The 17,374-nt window shown below is 47.8% G+C and carries 15 protein-coding genes and 1 other annotated feature; of the genes, 9 read left to right on the forward strand and 6 right to left on the reverse strand.

Going from position 1 to position 17,374, the window contains the following annotated elements:
- Nucleotides 1–119 precede the first annotated feature (119 nt).
- The gene (locus IFU39_RS13155) at nt 120–1,478 is read right to left on the reverse strand and encodes a hemolysin family protein (protein WP_076209623.1); all 1,359 of its coding nucleotides are present in this window, start codon (nt 1,476–1,478) and stop codon (nt 120–122) included.
- Between the two features lie 376 nt (nt 1,479–1,854).
- On the opposite strand from IFU39_RS13155, the gene cls reads away from it, so the two are divergent.
- Together cls and IFU39_RS13165 are read left to right on the forward strand one after the other, a co-directional pair.
- A complete protein-coding gene (cls, locus tag IFU39_RS13160; RefSeq protein WP_192133084.1) occupies nt 1,855–3,294 on the forward strand; it encodes a cardiolipin synthase in 1,440 nt (479 codons plus the stop codon).
- A gap of 348 nt (nt 3,295–3,642) precedes the next feature.
- Nucleotides 3,643–4,554 carry a YitT family protein gene (locus tag IFU39_RS13165; RefSeq protein WP_036668942.1) on the forward strand — a complete coding sequence of 304 codons (912 nt, stop codon included), beginning with the start codon at nt 3,643–3,645 and terminating at the stop codon, nt 4,552–4,554.
- A gap of 55 nt (nt 4,555–4,609) precedes the next feature.
- Here the strand turns inward: IFU39_RS13165 and ligD are convergent, their stop codons facing one another.
- The 5 genes from ligD to ku form a co-directional block, all read right to left on the reverse strand.
- Entirely contained in the window at nt 4,610–5,500 is an 891-nt protein-coding gene (ligD, locus tag IFU39_RS13170) for a non-homologous end-joining DNA ligase (RefSeq protein WP_192133086.1), read from the reverse strand.
- Nucleotides 5,501–5,539: 39 nt separating this feature from the next.
- Complete coding sequence (locus IFU39_RS13175) at nt 5,540–6,490, reverse strand: ATP-dependent DNA ligase (protein WP_192133088.1); 951 nt, start codon at nt 6,488–6,490, stop codon at nt 5,540–5,542.
- 53 nt (nt 6,491–6,543) lie between these two features.
- Nucleotides 6,544–7,641, reverse strand: a complete 1,098-nt coding sequence (locus IFU39_RS13180; protein WP_179198473.1) for a GerAB/ArcD/ProY family transporter — start codon at nt 7,639–7,641, stop codon at nt 6,544–6,546.
- A gap of 177 nt (nt 7,642–7,818) precedes the next feature.
- A complete protein-coding gene (locus IFU39_RS13185; protein ID WP_091015400.1) occupies nt 7,819–8,688 on the reverse strand; it encodes a VOC family protein in 870 nt (289 codons plus the stop codon).
- A 316-nt stretch (nt 8,689–9,004) separates the two neighbouring features.
- Nucleotides 9,005–9,919, reverse strand: a complete 915-nt coding sequence (ku, locus tag IFU39_RS13190) for a non-homologous end joining protein Ku (RefSeq protein WP_017690092.1) — start codon at nt 9,917–9,919, stop codon at nt 9,005–9,007.
- Nucleotides 9,920–10,167: 248 nt separating this feature from the next.
- On the opposite strand from ku, the gene IFU39_RS13195 reads away from it, so the two are divergent.
- The 7 genes from IFU39_RS13195 (at nt 10,168) to IFU39_RS13225 (ending at nt 17,036) form a co-directional block, all read left to right on the forward strand.
- Nucleotides 10,168–10,464 (forward strand): hypothetical protein, encoded by a 297-nt coding sequence (locus IFU39_RS13195; RefSeq protein WP_192133236.1) that lies wholly within the window; start codon nt 10,168–10,170, stop codon nt 10,462–10,464.
- Nucleotides 10,465–10,468: 4 nt separating this feature from the next.
- Nucleotides 10,469–10,645 (forward strand): H-type small acid-soluble spore protein, encoded by a 177-nt coding sequence (locus IFU39_RS13200; protein ID WP_026081228.1) that lies wholly within the window; start codon nt 10,469–10,471, stop codon nt 10,643–10,645.
- A gap of 267 nt (nt 10,646–10,912) precedes the next feature.
- The gene (gene tsaE / locus IFU39_RS13205; protein WP_017690089.1) at nt 10,913–11,395 is read left to right on the forward strand and encodes a tRNA (adenosine(37)-N6)-threonylcarbamoyltransferase complex ATPase subunit type 1 TsaE; all 483 of its coding nucleotides are present in this window, start codon (nt 10,913–10,915) and stop codon (nt 11,393–11,395) included.
- A 2-nt stretch (nt 11,396–11,397) separates the two neighbouring features.
- A complete protein-coding gene (tsaB, locus tag IFU39_RS13210) occupies nt 11,398–12,246 on the forward strand; it encodes a tRNA (adenosine(37)-N6)-threonylcarbamoyltransferase complex dimerization subunit type 1 TsaB (protein ID WP_192133230.1) in 849 nt (282 codons plus the stop codon).
- A gap of 239 nt (nt 12,247–12,485) precedes the next feature.
- A complete protein-coding gene (gene rimI / locus IFU39_RS13215) occupies nt 12,486–13,007 on the forward strand; it encodes a ribosomal protein S18-alanine N-acetyltransferase (protein WP_036668955.1) in 522 nt (173 codons plus the stop codon).
- Nucleotides 13,004–14,059 carry a tRNA (adenosine(37)-N6)-threonylcarbamoyltransferase complex transferase subunit TsaD gene (gene tsaD, locus IFU39_RS13220; protein ID WP_091015395.1) on the forward strand — a complete coding sequence of 352 codons (1,056 nt, stop codon included), beginning with the start codon at nt 13,004–13,006 and terminating at the stop codon, nt 14,057–14,059. Before rimI ends, tsaD begins: the two co-directional genes overlap by 4 nt.
- A gap of 748 nt (nt 14,060–14,807) precedes the next feature.
- Nucleotides 14,808–15,144, forward strand: a binding site (T-box leader).
- A 332-nt stretch (nt 15,145–15,476) separates the two neighbouring features.
- The gene (locus tag IFU39_RS13225; RefSeq protein WP_192133091.1) at nt 15,477–17,036 is read left to right on the forward strand and encodes a 2-isopropylmalate synthase; all 1,560 of its coding nucleotides are present in this window, start codon (nt 15,477–15,479) and stop codon (nt 17,034–17,036) included.
- Nucleotides 17,037–17,374 lie beyond the last annotated feature (338 nt).

Here is a 17,374-nt window from a genome sequence, read left to right on the forward strand (position 1 = left end):
GAGTTCCATTCTTGGTTTGAATGATAATTTGGAGAATTGACGGATAGGGCGAGATATAATAAGAAGAGGAGCACTTACCCAAATAGGCAAGAGCTCCTCTTCTTATTTATAAATTTGCTTTATTTAGACCAATTGGACTCTTTCTCGTCTTCATCTGTGTAATCAGACATGGTCAGTGGTTCCTTGGGAACAACGGCCACTTTGTAGAACCGATTTTTGTCTTTTTCCAGCAAAACAAAGATTAGATTTTCGAACTCATATTCTTCCTGTTCGTTCATCTCGGGACGGTGGCTGTAGAGCCATCCACCAATGGTGTCCCACTCATCTGCATCCAGGCTGGACATAAACATGTCGTTCACCTTCGATAAGGAAACCTTGCCATCCATAATGACATAGTTCTCATTGATGACTTGAATATCTTCCACTTCGTCTGCGTCGAACTCGTCGCGAATCTCACCAACAATCTGCTCAAGTACATCCTCGATGGTTACAATTCCGGAAGTTCCTCCATATTCGTCGACAAGTACGGCGATATGTACGCCATCCTTCTGCATTTTCTTGAGCAAGTCCTTCACAGGAGTTGTTTCGTGAACAGCCGATACAGGCTGAATCAGGGAGGATAGATCAACAGGTTCATCGTTTCCGTAAAGTTCCAGGAAGAATTGTTTCGTATTAATGATACCGATGATATCGTCTTTACTCTCATTCACTACTGGAAAACGTGTATATTGTTCTTCACGAATGATCTCCAGGTTTTCCTCGTTTGTTCTATTCACATAAAGGCAGACCATATCGGTCCGGGGTACCATGATTTCTTTGGCTAACATCTCATCAAAAGCAAAGATCCGGCTTACATAACCGAATTCAGCTTGGTTGATTTTACCACTTTCAAAACTTTCATTAATGATGATCTGCAACTCTTCTTCGGAGTGTGCATCTTCATGTTCAGAAGCCGGTTTGATTCCGAACAGTTTCACCAGTTGGTTCGCTGAGCCGTTTAACAGCCAGATAAAAGGATACATAATTCGGTTAAACCAGATGATAGGTGTAGACGTCAGCAGTGCAACAGTTTCGGCTTTCCGGATTGCAATCGTTTTTGGAGCGAGTTCACCAACCACAACATGCAGATACGTGATGGAAGCAAACGCGATAACAAACGATAAGAATGAAGAAACCGCCTCAGGAATTTGCAAGCTTTCAAACACAGGGTGGAGAATCTTCTCTACCGTCGGTTCACCCAGCCAGCCCAGTCCCAGAGATGTGATCGTGATTCCAAGCTGGCAGGCAGACAAATATCCGTCCAGATTGGCAACGGCTTGTTTAACAGCCAGCGCACGCTTATTTCCTTCTGCAATCATTTGGTCGATCCGGCTCGGTCGAACCCGCACCAGAGCGAATTCCACTGCAACAAAAAACGCCGAAAGTCCTATCAAAAAAGCAACCATTACTAAATTTAACGCATACCTCTCACTTTCCATTCACTGCTCTTCTCCTTTAGGTAATAAGTTTTTAACGATTATTATATCTAATTTTACGTAAGAAGACCACCTCCAGACAAAGAAATGAGGAAGAGTCTGGAAGGTGGAATGAGCAGATTGGCGTCACAATGCGAATCTGCTCATTCATTAAACTGATATGTAGAAGGTAACACAGTCAGAATATACAATGAACGAAGTAGAAATTTGAATTTCCAGAATCAAGTATTCCGTCGGCTTATGTAAAGTTTTATCTAAACAAACGTTACGAATAGGGGGTACATTGGGTATCTATGATTAGCCGTATACATAATCGTCAAAGCTGTGTAGGTGAGAGAAGGGCAAGGTCATGAAGCTTGCCACTTGAGGAGGAAGCCGAATGTTCTGGCTGGTCATTATATTACTCGTATTTATTTTCCAGGCAGCCACAATTCTTTTGCTGGAATTTCGTAATCCGGCTAAAGCTGTGGCTTGGCTGTTTATTTTGTTCTGCGTGCCTTTGATCGGTTTTGTAGTGTACTATTTCGTGGCGCAGGATTATAACAAACGAAAAAAACTCAGAAAGGGTGGATCGCGGATCTTCCGTGAAATGAAGGAAACGATTTGGGAACAAGCCCACATCATTGGAGATGTCGAACAGATGCCTGGCGATCGTTTCAGCCACCAGCATCGATTGTTTAACCTGTTATCCCATCTGTCGGAGAGCCCGATTACAGGTTGTAACCACAGTACGGTGCTCACAAATGGTGAAGAGGCATTTGCGGCAATGCTGAGGGAAATGGAAAAAGCAAAGCACCATCTGCATGTGGAATTTTACATTTTCCGTGATGATGTGATCAGTACGAAGTTTCAGGATGTCATGATTCGCAAGGCACAGGAGGGCGTGAAGGTTCGGTTTATTTGTGACGGTCTCGGCAGTCACAAGATGAACTGGAGTTTTATCCGCAAACTGCAGGATGCAGGTGTGGAGTTTCATTATTTTCTACCGCCACTGATTGCAACGATTGACCGAAGAGTAAACTACCGGAATCACCGTAAAATTGTTGTTGTGGATGGACAGGTAGGTTTCGTGGGTGGCATTAATGTAGGCGATGATTATCTTGGACAATATCCAGAGGTGGGTTTCTGGCGGGATACACATGTGCAGATCGAGGGAGATGCCGTGTACTTCCTGCAAAGTACGTTCCTGAACGACTGGAAATTGGCTTCCGGTGAGCGAATTACCGAACCCCAGCTTGCGGAATTGTTTCCACCTCATATCTGTAGCGGGGAAGAACGAATTCAGATTCTGGCCAGTGGGCCGGATCAGGACTGGGATGCCATTCAGGAAATGTGTTTTGGGGCGATTTCGGTAGCCTGTGACCGGATTTACATTACCACACCTTATTTTATTCCTGATCCTGCCCTTTATGAGGCACTCAAAACAGCTGCTGTCAGTGGCGTTGATGTGAAAATTATCATTCCATATCAATCCGATTCAAAGCTTGTTCATTTGGCATCTCTTTCTTATGTAGAGGAACTTCTGCGAGCAGGTGTTGAGTTCTTCCAATATCGCAAAGGTTTTGTACATGCCAAAGTGATGATTGTGGATGAGTTGCTTGCAACGGTAGGCACGGCCAATATGGATATGCGCAGTTTTTTTTGCAATTTTGAGTTGACGGCTGTCCTGTTCGAGTCCTCTCCGATTCAGCGTTTGATCACTGACTTTGAACGTGATCTCGGGGAATGCAGTCAGATCGATGGGGAGGTATTTCAGAAGCGTTCACGACGGCAAAAAGGCGCAGAAATGCTTTCTCGGATGCTTTCACCGCTTCTTTAGCCGATTTAGGGCAGATTTCTGAAGATAAGTTCACTTTTTGTGAATTTATCTTCTTTTTGCTGAGTATTTTGCGCAAATTTGATCTTTTATGATATAATAGATATATAAATCATGTCTTGGCGAAGGAGGGGAGTCTGCGGGAAAACAGGCTCCCTTTTGCTCTCTTTTGAAAGTGAAAACCGGGATGAATAATATTTTGAATCCATTTTATATCGCCTTTAGATGCTTGCGCTGTATAGCCAGGGTACATATAGAACGCAGTTTGCTGTTCTCCATATGTAGATTCACCCTGAGTATTTAAATGATTTATAAAATGGATTCACACACTGATTTAACGGGGGGGATACCATGTCCAATGTAACGGTGAAAGAACTAACAGCCAAGCAAGCTGACCGCGGGGTCAAAAGCTCGGTGTTTACATTAAAGCTGCTGCAACGTATTGTGATGATTCTGATCGGTGCTGCACTAATGGCTGTATCGCTTGAAGTGTTTCTCGTACCGAATGGTGTTATTGATGGTGGGATTACGGGGATTTCAATTATGGTGTCAGAACTTACACATCTGCCACTCGGCGTATTCCTGACCTTGCTCAACTTGCCTTTCCTGATTCTGGGTTACAAGCAGATTGGTAAAACATTTGCGTTATCCACGCTGCTGGGGATCGTGGTCATGTCCATCGGGACTTCGTTATTGCACCATGTTCCTGCATTAACACCAGGGGAGCCTTTGCTCGGAGCTGTATTTGGCGGATTGATCCTGGGTGTGGGTGTTGGACTTGTCATTCGGTCTGGCGGTTCACTGGATGGTACGGAGATTGTGGCCATCTTGCTTAGTGAGAAGTCACCGTTGTCTGTAGGACAGATCGTATTGTTCATTAACGTGTTTATTTTCGCAGGTGCAGGATTTGTATTCGGTTGGCCGAATGCCCTGTATTCCATGATTGCATATTATATTGCGATGAAGATGATTGATATTGTGAATGAAGGACTTGACCAGTCCAAATCGGTATGGATCATTAGTGAGAAATATCGTGATATTGGTTCAGCCCTGACAGACCGTCTTGGTCGTGGTGTAACTTTCCTGGATGGAGAGGGCGGATTCAGCGGGGACGAGAAAAAGATCATTTTTGTCGTGATCACCCGTTTGGAAGAAGCGAAGCTGAAGACCATCGTTGAAGATTGGGACCCGCAAGCCTTTGTGGCGATCGGTAACATTCATGACGTGAAGGGCGGACGTTTCAAGAAAAAAGGTATCCATTAGCGATTGATATATACATGAATGATAATAGCCGACACCCTTGTGATGAGGGAGTCGGCTATTTTTTCTTCAAATGTTTGAGAATGTGTTCAACGGGTTGGGGTTCAACAGCTGCGATTAAATCACCGGTTTGGTTCAAGCGTTCAATAATGTTCATCAGATGATAATCCTGGATGGAGACGTTGCTTCGAACCTCATCCCAGGTAAGGGGTGTAGAGACAGTGGCGCCAGATTTGGCACGTGGTGTATAGGGAGCGGCAAGGGTCTTGCCTCCATAATGCTGGAGATAGTCAAAATAAATGCGGTCTCCACGGTCCTTTTTGAGTCGTTCCAGTGTGAACAGATCCGGGTGCTTTTGAGCGACATATTTGCCTACAAAATAACCAACCTCTCTCAATTCATCAAAGGTTACCCCTTGCACGATGGGAACGATGATCTGAACTCCTGTTGCGCCCGAAGTTTTGGGAATGGACCTCAGACCAAGGGAAGTCAGGGTTTCGCCAACGATGAGTGCAGCTTGCATAATCCGGGGTTCATGTTCCTGAGAGGGGTCCAGATCAATCATCCATTCACAGGGCAGATGGCTTCCCACAGTATGCAGAGAAGGATGAAATTCAAGTGCGGCCAGATTGCCAAGCCATAACAATTCGGGAAGTCCATTCATGACCACATAGCGGATGCCGTCGTGAACTTCAGTGCGCACATAATCTGGTACAGGCTCAGGGGCATTCTTTTGATAGAAAAATGTTCCTCCAGCGCCGTGGGGATACCTTATCGTGGTGAGAAGTCGATTGCTCGTATACGTGAGCAGATAAGGAGCCAGAGCGGCCAGCTTTTGCAGATAGATGGCTTTGGTAACACCCGCATCCGGCCATAACAGCTTGTCCGGGTTTGTGACCGTCAGTTCTGTGCCTTCTATTATGATGGTTCCCTGGATCTTGGGGGCCATATGGAACACCTCCTATACGTAATCTATATACGAACTCATTCATTGAAGAAGCTGATTCGCCAGGCAATCCTCACGGGTTACCTCTGCGAAGGTCTGAATACTGGGATGGCGTAGCGTGTTATGGTGAGTCAGCTCCATATATTGCACTTTGACTCCTATTCGTGGTTCCACCCAGGTGGTCTCTGCACTGCGCTCGGGTACATTATGGAACGGTCTGTCCTGCCTGATCAGAGGCTCGACTTGATGGGTGAGTTCGCGCCACGTATTGGAGTTCAGCTTGCCAGTCCCGACATGACCAATATAGACAAAATCAGGCCCATCATATACACCGACCGCGACGGCATTCACAATTCCGCTCCGGTACGTGACTCCCCCGATCATGGCATATACATCATGCATGATTTTGACCTTCTGCCAGCGCTGGTCCTTGCCCTGTATGCCATAACTGCTGGTGAGATCCTTGCAGACAATGCCTTCCATCTGATGTTGCCTCATGACCGTAAGCAGGGAAGCGGCATCAAGTGTATTGGTGACCTCCTGAACATGGGGAGCGGTGTTAAGGACCTCGTGCAACAGGCGCTGTCGATCTGCCAAAGGCTGATCCGTTACCCATTTCCCCTCATAAAACAGGATATCAAATACCATATATGTGACCGGAATCTGATGTATGGCTTGGGCAATACCTTCGGGTCTGCTCATCCGATCCCGTCGAAGAACGTGATAAAACGAAGGTTTTCCGGTGTCTGGGTCCAGCGCAATAACTTCTCCATCCAAAATATAAGAGGAGCCTGAACATAGATTGCGTGGTGTTACCAGCTCGGGATACTGTGCGGTTCGATCATGTAATCTGCGATTCACCAGGCGCAGCTCCTGCCCGTCCTCATAGGCAAGCATACGGACTCCATCCCACTTGACCTGGGCAATCCATTGCGGCCCTGTGGGCAAAGTATCTTTGGAGATAGGCTCGAATGGAATCAAAGGTTTGAACATGGGGAGCTCCTCTCTCGTATCAACCAATTAGCGCAGGTTAATTCGGAATTTAGTTATATTTTTTGAAAACGGGATTTCATATGATGCACCAAAATGAGCAGTAACGGAAGTGCTATGCCACAGGTCAGATCCCAATCAATCCAATAGGGAATAACGACCTTGAGATAAAAGTGCTCGTTCGGAGAGATTAGAATAGACATGGCGAGAATAAGCATGGCACCCGGCAGGATCAGAGAACGGTGACTGGACAAGCGAAACAGGTGAGCGACGCCCAGGACAAAACCGTAGAAGAACAGGGTGGCTTTGAAGAAAACAGCGATAATCCAGACCGATGCTATGAAGGCTTCGATGCGTTGCACAAAGTTTCCGATATTGATCTTCTGTGAAAGGTTGAATGAAGCGAACCAGTGATGCTGGGTCATCCATGGTCCCATAACGAGCAGACACATACTTAGCGTCAGTGTGAGTAGCAATCCGCCAATCATCCCTGCTAACAGGATGTCCTTCTCCAGATGGGGCTCATTTTTGGTGTATGGAAAGAGCATCATGAAGATGCATAGTTCACAGTAGGGATATGTGAGTACAGCAACAAAACCTTTGAATGGATCAAGAAACCCTTGTGCCAGCACAGGTTGGATGTTGGCCAAACGTACATGGGGGATTAGACACACCGTCAGAATAAGCAGGAACAACACGATCAGAGGAAGAAAGACCTCTGCAGTTTTACCAATGCTCTCCAGACCCGACAGAAGTCCCCAGACAAGCGCACACATAAAAACCAAATGCAGAATCAGTAATGGAGATTCCGGCAAGATCTGGGTAGACATAAAATCGCCAATCTCCCTAATGAACGTTGAGGTACTGATCAGGAAATAAAAGAGATAAAAAGAGCCAAACAAGGTCCCGATCCAGGGTCCCAGTGTTCGAAGGGCATTTTGAATCAGATTTAACCGGGGATGCAGTTTGTAGGCAACAAGCATAATGAAGAGTATGCCAAGGCCCCCTGCGACTCCCAATAAGGCTGATAACCAGGCATCCTGATGAGCGTAGGATGTGATCATGGAAGGGAAGACCAGAATCTGCTCCCCAATTGTACACAGGAACATGAGTGAAGCGAGCTGTCTAACAGTCAAACGTCCCTTTTCGATCATGAGGTATCTCCTTAACATATCTTGTCTATGTATTGGTTAGAATGCACCAATTGTGCCAGTTTTATAAAAGCCAACTCAAAAAGCCCGTGCAGCCGATCTCTCTGTGATGTAGAGAAATCAGTTACCCGGGCTTAATAAAATGAGGTTAAGCAAACATATTGTAACGCCTAAACAAAATCAGTTCGCAGTTGTCAGACGTATACGAATATTTTGTGGGTCTACCGTAAACCAGGTACCCTCTACTTGTGTAACGACTGCGCCGGATTGACGCAATTGTTCAAGTGCTTGTTCCACGTGATCCTTTGTGGCGTAGACAATGGTGAAGTAGTCAATTCCTGTAGCGTTATCTGGATTAACAGGTGCATTCACTCCTGCCCAGATATTCAATCCCAGATGATGATGATAGCCGCCTGCGGATACAAATAGTGCTGACATGTTGGCGAAGTTACCCACGATATCGAAACCGAGTACGCCGGTGTAGAAGTTGCGGGCTTCTTCCAGGCTGCGGACGTGGAAATGTACGTGACCAATAACGGTGCCAGCAGGCAGGCCCTGCCAAGGTTCATTCTCCGATATGGCAAACAGGCTTTCCACATCAACAGGATCACTTGCCATTACGTAGTTATTGTCGCTATCCCGTTTCCAGGTATCACGTGCACGGTCAGCATAGATCTCAATCCCGTTCTGATCGGGATCGGAGATATAGAAGGCTTCGCTGACCAAGTGATCGCCTTGGCCGATATCGATACCGGATGCAGCCAGATTACGAAGAGCAAGACCCAAGGACTTACGGTCAGGCAGCAGGATGGCGAAATGGTACAAGCCAGCGTGTGAGCGTTCCGGCAGGGTAATTCCATCCGTCAGTTCTTCCAATCGCAGCAGGGACTGTTTCCCGTCGGCTGTGAGTGTAGCCACTTTGCCACTCCGCTCCAGCAATTTCAATCCAACCACATCGGTATAGAATTTAATCGAACGGTCCAGGTTCATAATTCGGAGACTCACTTCACCCAGATGGGTTGTGGCAGGGATTTGATACGTTGTATTCATGATTGTTTCCTCCTGATCATAGATAATATGTGTTCTCGTTTGATTGTTTATATGCGTTGAAAACGGATTATTAAATGACATGCTGTTGAAGAAGAATTGCAGGGTGACTGTATATTCATAAATAAGTTACTTTTCATAAGTTAATATAAAATATAAATCTGCTTTCGTCAATCGCATTTTACAATTATAGCTGGAGTTTTATTGACAAGAACTGCTTCAATAGTTCTGAAAACAAAAAAATCCGACTGTGAAGCCGGATCGGAGTAAACCTCATTACATGAGTTATATAACGTAATCGGTCTTGCCTTAGCGACATTCAAACTTTTGGTTTGGGTGTCGCTTTTTTTCTTTTGGCTGGAGCAGCGGGTGTATCGGATTCTCCTCCGGCAACCGCTTGAGCAGGCGTTTTTCGTGGCGCACGTTTCTTAGGCTTGGCCGTTGTTGTCCCAGGGTCAGCCGGAATAGGCTTCACGGCCTCAATACTTGCCTGCAAGGCAGCCATCAAATCCATCACATTGGCTTCAGGTTTGGCTGGAGCAATCTTGATTTCTTCGCCTGCCACTTTGTGCTGGATAAGATCCAGCAGTTTGCTGCGGTAGTCATCGGTGTATTTACCGGGTTCAAAAGGTGTGGACAATTGATCAATCAGCAGCTTTGCCATCGTGAGTTCCTTTTCATTCACGTTCTGCACTTCCGGCAAGTTGGGCACCTGGGAGACAGGACGAATCTCGTCCGGATAGAAAATCGTCTCCATGGAAAGGCAATCTTCCAGCACACGTATGGCAGCCAGACTGCTTTTCGAGCGAATGGAGATTTTGGCGATGCCAATTTTGCCGGTATCCCGCATCGCGTTCATCAAGAGCTGGTAGGCATTTCCACCAGCCTGATCGGGAGAAAGGTAATATGTTTTCTGAAAATATATTGGGTCAATCTCAGTCAAGTCGACAAAATCCAGGATGGTAATGGTTTTGCTGGTGGAATCATTTAACGCTTCCAATTCATCTTTCTCGAAGAGTACGAACTTTCCTTTTTCATATTCATAGCCTTTGGTAATCTCTTCCCACTTCACGTCCACTTCACAGGATGGACATTGACGAACATAAGCGAGCGGGCTGCCGCAGACTTTATGGATATAGCGCATCGAGATGTCTTTGTCTTCGGTAGCCGAGAACATTTTGACAGGGACATGCACAAGGCCAAAACTGATTGCGCCTTTCCAGACGGTATGCATAGGTCGGCTCCTTTCGAAAGGTTGTTCAAAAATTCCATCTTTTCGGTACTAAAACCGGACTTTTTGAACACGGATTTATATTCAATAGTATGGGCATCTGGCGCAAGGGATAATCGTCTTGTAGATGAACAATTCGTATGGTTCGGCAAGAGTCGGGGATGATAACAGAAACATGCTTGGATTTCGACAGGAAGATGAGCATGGGATAGGTAGTTATTCTCGCAGCACATATGCCGGGAGGTGCAATATTGAAAAACAGACGTGATGAGGAAGAAGCACACAAGCATGCATTTTCTCCGTATCCTCTTGCCAAAGCCGAAAGTGCTGAAGAATTCTATACACCTGCTACAGCTGTAAACTGGGAAGCGGTCACTTCGGAAGAATTGCCCCTTGATCGGGAGTCGTTCATGCTCGACATTGACCGGATGGTGAATGAAGGGTTAGGCGGGGGGCAGGTTACGGAAGATAACGGTTATATTGGTGATAGCACAACAGACACCATGATTAGGGAAGACCACGAAGATCCGGAAGGGGAGTATGAATAAGATGATGGATGCGAAGCGCGCCAAAGCGATCTATGATTCCAAAGATACCATTGCCGTTACGCTGGAGGGAGATCCAGTCTGGATCGAGAATGTGGATGAAGCCAATGGTATGGCAACCGTTCAGGTTGGCAGCAGACCGGGAAATACCCAGACGGTTCGTGTGGACCGCTTGGAGGAGTAGATACAAGTAGCATATAGTTATTGAGCATTCGAGAATGAATAAAAGCTGAAATATATGCATATCACGGCCGGTACCGAGAGGTGCCGGTTTTTTTGGTTTTTACTAATAGGTGTCTGAAACTTCGAAGGAAGCGAGTTTTGAGACATGTCTAATCATGCATGTTATATTTCCGCTTGCCTCCTTGGATGTTGCGGGGGAAGAAAGGGACCGATATAATAAGGTTCAAAGTGAACTCAGGCGGCTGGACCGCCAAAGGTGGGGCGAATATTGAATCAGACGCACGAGCAGTGGGTGTATCAATCCCATGGCATTGCAGATACAGAAGCACTTGCTTCCGCACTCGCCAGACAGGCAAACGCCGGCATGGTGATTGCTTTGGATGGTGATTTGGGCGCGGGAAAAACGGCATTTTCACAGAAATTTGCCTGGCATTTGGGTGTACGTGATGTGGTAAGTAGTCCTACATTCACACTAATCAAGGAGTACGAAGGGCGTCTACCTTTGTATCACATGGATGTATATCGCATATCGCTGGAAGAAGCGGATGAGCTTGGACTTGATGAATATTTCTATGGAGCCGGAGTCAGTCTGGTGGAGTGGTCGAGTATCATTCCCGAATTGCTGCCGCAAGAGCATTTGCATGTGCAGATTGAAACAACGGGCCTGGAGGATCGAACGATTACACTGGATGGGTACGGCGAGACTTATGCAGCCATGTGCCGACAGTTCAGACAGAATGGAGTCAAATGATGATGGAAGATTTACAAAAAGAGCCGCGTCAGCGGTTTTTGGCGTTGGATACATCCACCGCAGTGATGGCAGCTGCGATGATGGAAGATCATGCGCTTCTGGAAGAGCGCAATGAACGGGCTGAGCGCAACCATTCGGTACACGTTGTACCGGTGATGGAACAGCTGCTGGCCGCCAGCAACACACAGCCTGGGCAACTTGACGGCATTGCCGTTGGCGTTGGCCCAGGCTCGTACACGGGCATCCGCATTGCGGTGACCGCGGCGAAGACACTGGCCTGGGCGTGGGACATCCCCGTAGCCGGGGTGTCCAGCCTTCAGGCCCTCGCCTGGGGCGGCTGGCACAGCGGCCTTGCCGCCAAGGCGGAAGCTGCGACAGAGGATGCCGCAGCAGGGGCTGGCGGAACGCCATCCGCGGACCAGGGCAGCACAGGTGCTGCCCCTGTCCACTGGATCGTTCCGCTTGTGGATGCACGGCGCGGTCAAGCGTGCACCGCGCTGTTTGCCTCCGCCGGGAGCGATGCGCCCCGGCGTTTGGCGCCTGATGCCATCCGCAAGATGGACGGATGGCTGGAAGATCTCGCCGCCCGCATGGCGGAGGCGGCGCCGGAAGAGCGGCCCGCAGCCGTCTGGATCGTCGGCGAGACGGGCCCTCATGCTGCGGCAGCCGCGGAGCTTCGCTGCCCCGCAGGAACGGCACTCCAGCTCGTACCTTATGAGCTGGAAGGCCGCTGGGTTGGGCGCCTTGGCGCCGCCAAGCTGCTTGCAGGTCAGCGTGATGACGTGCATGCACTGGTGCCGAACTACACCCAGTTGTCTGAAGCGGAAGCCAATCTGCTGCGCAAAGGCTAAAAGAGGTTGTTCAAAAAAAGTCCGCTTTTGATTACGAAGGATACCTGGTGGCATCTCAGCATCGAATATGGAATTCAGCCGAAATAAGCGGGGGGCTTACGAAGTATGTTTCCTTTGGAAACATTGTAGTTGCTCACGTAGTTTTCCTACGCTCCGCTACTCCATTTCTAGCTTCATCCCATCTTCTCGGTACTGAAAACCGGTCTTTTTGAACACGCACTAAAGGGGAGGGGAAGCAGATGGACAATGTGGCGAATAATAAGCAGGAAGCAACGCTTCAGTTCAGGTTCATGACACTCGCGGATATTCCCGATGTGATGGAGATTGAACATGAGGCCTTTACCCTGCCCTGGACGGAAGAAGCATTTCAAAATGAATTGACACACAATCATTTTGCTAAATATATGGTAATGGAATTAGAAGGAAAAGCCATTGGCTATGCAGGTATGTGGACCATCATGGATGAAGCCCATATTACCAATATTGCAGTCAGAGGCGCGTATCGTGGACGCAAGCTTGGCGAAAAGTTACTGGATGAATTAATGAGTACAGCGGCTTATCTCGGGATGGAACGAATGACGCTGGAGGTAAGAGTCTCGAACAGCATTGCTCAGCGTTTATATCAGAAAAAAGGGTTTGAATCGGCGGGTCTTCGTAAAGGGTATTACTCCGATAATGGGGAAGATGCGATGATTATGTGGGCGAACTTGCCGTCTGCAGGCCGGAGCGGCGAAGAGGAAGGAAGCGTACTGGATTCATGAACGAACTTAATGAAAAAATAAATTCTGCACCATCCTACATTTTGGCGGTGGAGACAAGCTGTGATGAAACATCGGTAGCTGTTGTTAAGGATGGGAGAGAAGTGCTGTCCAATCTGATCTCAAGTCAGATCGAGACGCATAAGGCATTTGGTGGAGTGGTACCTGAAGTGGCTTCACGCAAACACGTTGAAGTCATTACGTTGATGCTGGAACAAGCGATCGAACAGTCCGGCATTCGTCCACGTGATCTAAGTGCAATCGCCGTAACACAGGGGCCAGGGCTTGTCGGAGCACTGCTGGTGGGTATCGTTGCGGCCAAAACGATGGCGATGGCACTGGGCAAACCACTCATTGGCACACATCATATTGCGGGGCATATCTATGCCAACCGACTTACTCATGAACTGCAATATCCAGCGATGGCACTGGTCGTATCCGGTGGACATACAGAACTCGTGCATATGGAATCCGAGGGCAAGTTCAAACTGATTGGTCGTACACGTGATGATGCTGTAGGCGAAGCGTATGACAAAGTAGCACGTGCATTGGGTTGTCCTTATCCGGGTGGCCCGCATGTGGACCGGATGGCGTCTGAAGCGGAGGATGTAGTGCCATTACCACGGGTATGGCTGGAAGCGGGTTCGTACGATTTCAGTCTCAGTGGTCTGAAGTCTGCTGTACTGAATGTGCTCAATCAGGCCAAAATGCGAGGAGAAACCTTGGAGCCGTCTGCGGTTGCACGTGGTTTCCAGGAAGCTGTTGTTGAAGTGTTGGTGGAAAAAGCCGTTAGAGCAGTTCGTGAATATGGTTCACGACAACTGTTATTATGCGGTGGTGTTGCAGCTAACCGGGGGTTACGCTCGGCATTACAGGAGCGATGCACGAAGGAAGGGCTTGAACTGTTAATTCCGCCAATGGAATATTGTACGGATAACGCGGCTATGATCGGAGCGGCTGCATATCTGAAATGGCAGCGGGGAGAAATTGCTGAATTTGATGCGAAGGCAGATCCGGGGCTTTCCCTGGAGGCATGGTCCGTTCAGTCCTTATAGAGGTTGTTCAAAAAGCCCGCTTTTGATTACGAATGATGCCTAGCGGCATCATCAGCATCGAAGATGGAATTCAGCCGAAATAAGGGGGAGGCTTACGAAGTATGTTTCCTTCGGAAACATTGTAGTTGCTCACGTAGTTTTGACTACGCTCCGCTACTCCATTTCTAGCTTCATCCCATCTTCTCGGTACTGAAAACCGATCTTTTTGAACACGCACTTATAGTTTATATAAACAGGCTGTTTGAGATTAAGAGTTGACAGCCTGCATGTGAAGAATGTATATTAGTTACAAATTTAAACAGGAAGTTATTTTCCTGAACTGATAAACGCGATGAACAGGAATAGTAAGGTCAATCCCGGTCTTAGAGAGCTGCGGTATGGTGCAACGCAGTCGAAGGAAACCTGAAACTCACCTGGAAGCGGAACGATGGAACACGGTGACTCCCTGGGAGAATCCGAAGGCCAATCATGGCCCAAAGTACATGGTTACGGGTTGCCTCCGTGAATGGGCCGTTGTCGGTAGGACCGTTATTAGAAGGATCAACTGACAATAACTGAGGGGGCTTTCAGGCTGCTTCAAGTGATCCGGATATGCGAAAGCATTCATGGGTTGTCTTGAATGAACAGGAAGGAAGTCAACAAGAGTGGTACCGCGAAGGTGAACAGCCTGTCGTCTCTTGCATTATTGCATGAGGTGGCAGGCTTTTTTTGATTTTCAAAATAAAGATGAATGAAGTTAGGTCATATTATAAATGTGATGAACGGGAGCAGTAGAACGATAAAGCGCTCAGAGAGCTGCGGGGTGGTGCGACGCAGTGGCTGGAATCATTCGAATCTCGCCCGGGAACGGAGTTGTGGAAGCGTGGGGACGATATCAATCGTCCAGTTGTCCTGATGGACAACAACATGTGTTACACAGCAACGGTTAACCCCCGTTATAGGGTGTTTCTCCGAATTCCATTGGTGTCGTGCGTGTACGCACATCCAGCGGATCGGAGACGACGAGGTGGATGGAGTCCGGCGCAAGCCTGGCCCATCAAGCGAGAGTGGTACCGCGGAGGGGATAATAACCCGCCGTCTCTTATATGAGATGGCGGGTTATTTGTGTTTGCTGCCGGCAGCAGGGTGGGCATGGGAAGAACTATATGGGGATTGAAAAGTCAGAGGATCAGGGTGTAAGTCGACGTACACTCTGTCATGAGGGTAAGCGGGATATACAACGAACGAGTAATGAACATTGAACAACAAGTATAGGCACTAAACATTCATCAGGCTTTAATGATCACTCAGGACTAAGCTACAAACAACATACGCATTTACAAACAAAATATATAACAACTCGGCGATTAGCGGGTGTTCTTGTGGCACGTGGATCGTAACGAAACTATTTATAAAAATTTGATGGAGGTTGATGGATATGACAACAACTAATAACAAACGCATGATTGAAATTTTTGATACAACGCTGCGTGATGGAGAACAGGCACCAGGGGCAAGTCTGCAACCCGAGCAAAAGATTGAACTGGCACACCAACTGGCTTCTCTGGGTATCGACGTCATTGAGCCTGGATTCCCGATCTCCAGTCCAGGTGAGTTCGCGGCGGTTCAGGCGATTTCGAGACAGTTGCAGAACGTGGAGATCTGTGGATTCGCACGTGCGGTCAAAGGTGATATCGATGCAGCAGTTCAAGCAACAGCGGATGCAGCACGGCGCCGAATTCACCTGTTTATCTCCTCCTCGGATATTCATATTGAGCATCAACTGCGCCGTCCGCGCAGTGAAGTGGTGGCTACCGCTCGTGAGATGGTATCTTATGCACGCCAGTTCACGGACATCGTAGAGTTCACAGCCATGGACGCTGCCCGTACCAAGATGGACGATTTGATTGAAATGGTTGAAGTCGCCATTGAAGCTGGAGCGAGCATTATCAATCTGCCGGATACGGTCGGTTATGCCCTGCCACATGAGTATGGCGAGATGTTCCGCCGGGTGCGTGAGGGTGCAAGAGGCGGCGATCAGGTTCGTTATAGTGCTCACTGTCACAATGATCTGGGCCTGGCCGTAGCCAATAGTTTGGCTGCGATTGCCAATGGGGCTACCCAGATTGAAGTGACCATCAATGGTATCGGAGAACGGACGGGGAACTGTGCACTGGAAGAGCTGATTATGGCGCTGGAGACTCGGGGAGACGCAATTGGTGCAACGACGAACATTAAGCTGAATCAGCTGTATGAGACTTCACGTCAGATCAGCCGTGCGATGCACTTCCCGATTGCGTACAACAAGCCAGTGGTAGGACGTAATGCATTCCAGCATGAATCCGGCATCCATCAGGATGGTCTGCTGAAGAATCGGAGCACCTATGAGATTATGGACCCGGAAGCGCTGGGTATCCCACGCAGCATGATTATTCTGGGCAAACACTCCGGTCGTCACGCTCTGAAGGACCGGGTTCGCAAATATGGTTTTGAGCCGGATGAGCAACAGATGGAGCAATTGTATGAGGTATTTAAAGAAACCGCAGACCAGCAAAAAGTGGTCAGTGACGACCAGTTATTACAGATGGTTAGCCAGACCATGAATATTCCTGCACAGGACTATGAACTGGTTGAATTACAGGTGACGGCGGGCAGTATGACGGATCGAATGGCCGCCGTTCGCATTCGCACAAGCGCTGGAGAACATTCTTACTCTGCTGTTGGCGGTGGACCCGTGGATGCAACCATCCGTGCGATTGGTCAAAGTATTTCCGATGATATTGCATTTGTAGATATGGAGATGCATGCCTTGAGTGGTGGAGAGGGTGCAAGTGCAGAAGCTGTAGTTACCGTGGAGCGTGCAGGACGTGAGTTCCGGGGAACAGCAACACATAATGATATCGTCATGGCTGCCGGTTTGGCTTATGTAGCGGCTTGTAATGCTGCTGGGCTTAAGGCGGAGTCTTCCGAACAGCATGAACAAGAAGCACATGCGTAAAACATCTTTGCCAGATCGCATCTACAGCGGCAATAGTAGCAATTGCGATTTGATGTAAATATGCATGGCATATAGTAAATAAATGACGGGCAGGCCTTGAATGACAAAGGTCTGCTTTTGTCTTATTATGGAGGAACATTGAGGAGTGGAAGGATGCATTTGTCAAGGTGTGACTATAGTTATCCACATATCCAGTGAAAATTGTGGGTAACTAGGATAAAGCCAAACCAGTATAGTTTTCGAAAGGAAAAGGGTTTAGGGGATAGAATGACTCTTTACTATCCACAAAGTTGTGGATAAAGTGGATAACTTGGTGGATAAATATGGTTTTTGTGTGT

Origin of the sequence: Paenibacillus sp. CFBP 13594 (assembly GCF_014842675.1) — a bacterium.
Lineage (GTDB): Bacteria > Bacillota > Bacilli > Paenibacillales > Paenibacillaceae > Paenibacillus > Paenibacillus amylolyticus_B.

Excerpts from the sequence above, each read along its gene's own strand:
- IFU39_RS13155 (WP_076209623.1), bottom strand. The coding sequence starts at position 1,478 with ATGGAAAGTGAGAGGTATGCGTTAAATTTAGTAATGGTTGCTTTTTTG.
- cls (WP_192133084.1), top strand. The coding sequence starts at position 1,855 with ATGTTCTGGCTGGTCATTATATTACTCGTATTTATTTTCCAGGCAGCC.
- IFU39_RS13165 (WP_036668942.1), top strand. The coding sequence starts at position 3,643 with ATGTCCAATGTAACGGTGAAAGAACTAACAGCCAAGCAAGCTGACCGC.
- ligD (WP_192133086.1), bottom strand. The coding sequence starts at position 5,500 with ATGGCCCCCAAGATCCAGGGAACCATCATAATAGAAGGCACAGAACTG.
- IFU39_RS13175 (WP_192133088.1), bottom strand. The coding sequence starts at position 6,490 with ATGTTCAAACCTTTGATTCCATTCGAGCCTATCTCCAAAGATACTTTG.
- IFU39_RS13180 (WP_179198473.1), bottom strand. The coding sequence starts at position 7,641 with ATGATCGAAAAGGGACGTTTGACTGTTAGACAGCTCGCTTCACTCATG.
- IFU39_RS13185 (WP_091015400.1), bottom strand. The coding sequence starts at position 8,688 with ATGAATACAACGTATCAAATCCCTGCCACAACCCATCTGGGTGAAGTG.
- ku (WP_017690092.1), bottom strand. The coding sequence starts at position 9,919 with ATGCATACCGTCTGGAAAGGCGCAATCAGTTTTGGCCTTGTGCATGTC.
- IFU39_RS13200 (WP_026081228.1), top strand. The coding sequence starts at position 10,469 with ATGGATGCGAAGCGCGCCAAAGCGATCTATGATTCCAAAGATACCATT.
- tsaB (WP_192133230.1), top strand. The coding sequence starts at position 11,398 with ATGGAAGATTTACAAAAAGAGCCGCGTCAGCGGTTTTTGGCGTTGGAT.
- rimI (WP_036668955.1), top strand. The coding sequence starts at position 12,486 with ATGGACAATGTGGCGAATAATAAGCAGGAAGCAACGCTTCAGTTCAGG.
- tsaD (WP_091015395.1), top strand. The coding sequence starts at position 13,004 with ATGAACGAACTTAATGAAAAAATAAATTCTGCACCATCCTACATTTTG.
- IFU39_RS13225 (WP_192133091.1), top strand. The coding sequence starts at position 15,477 with ATGACAACAACTAATAACAAACGCATGATTGAAATTTTTGATACAACG.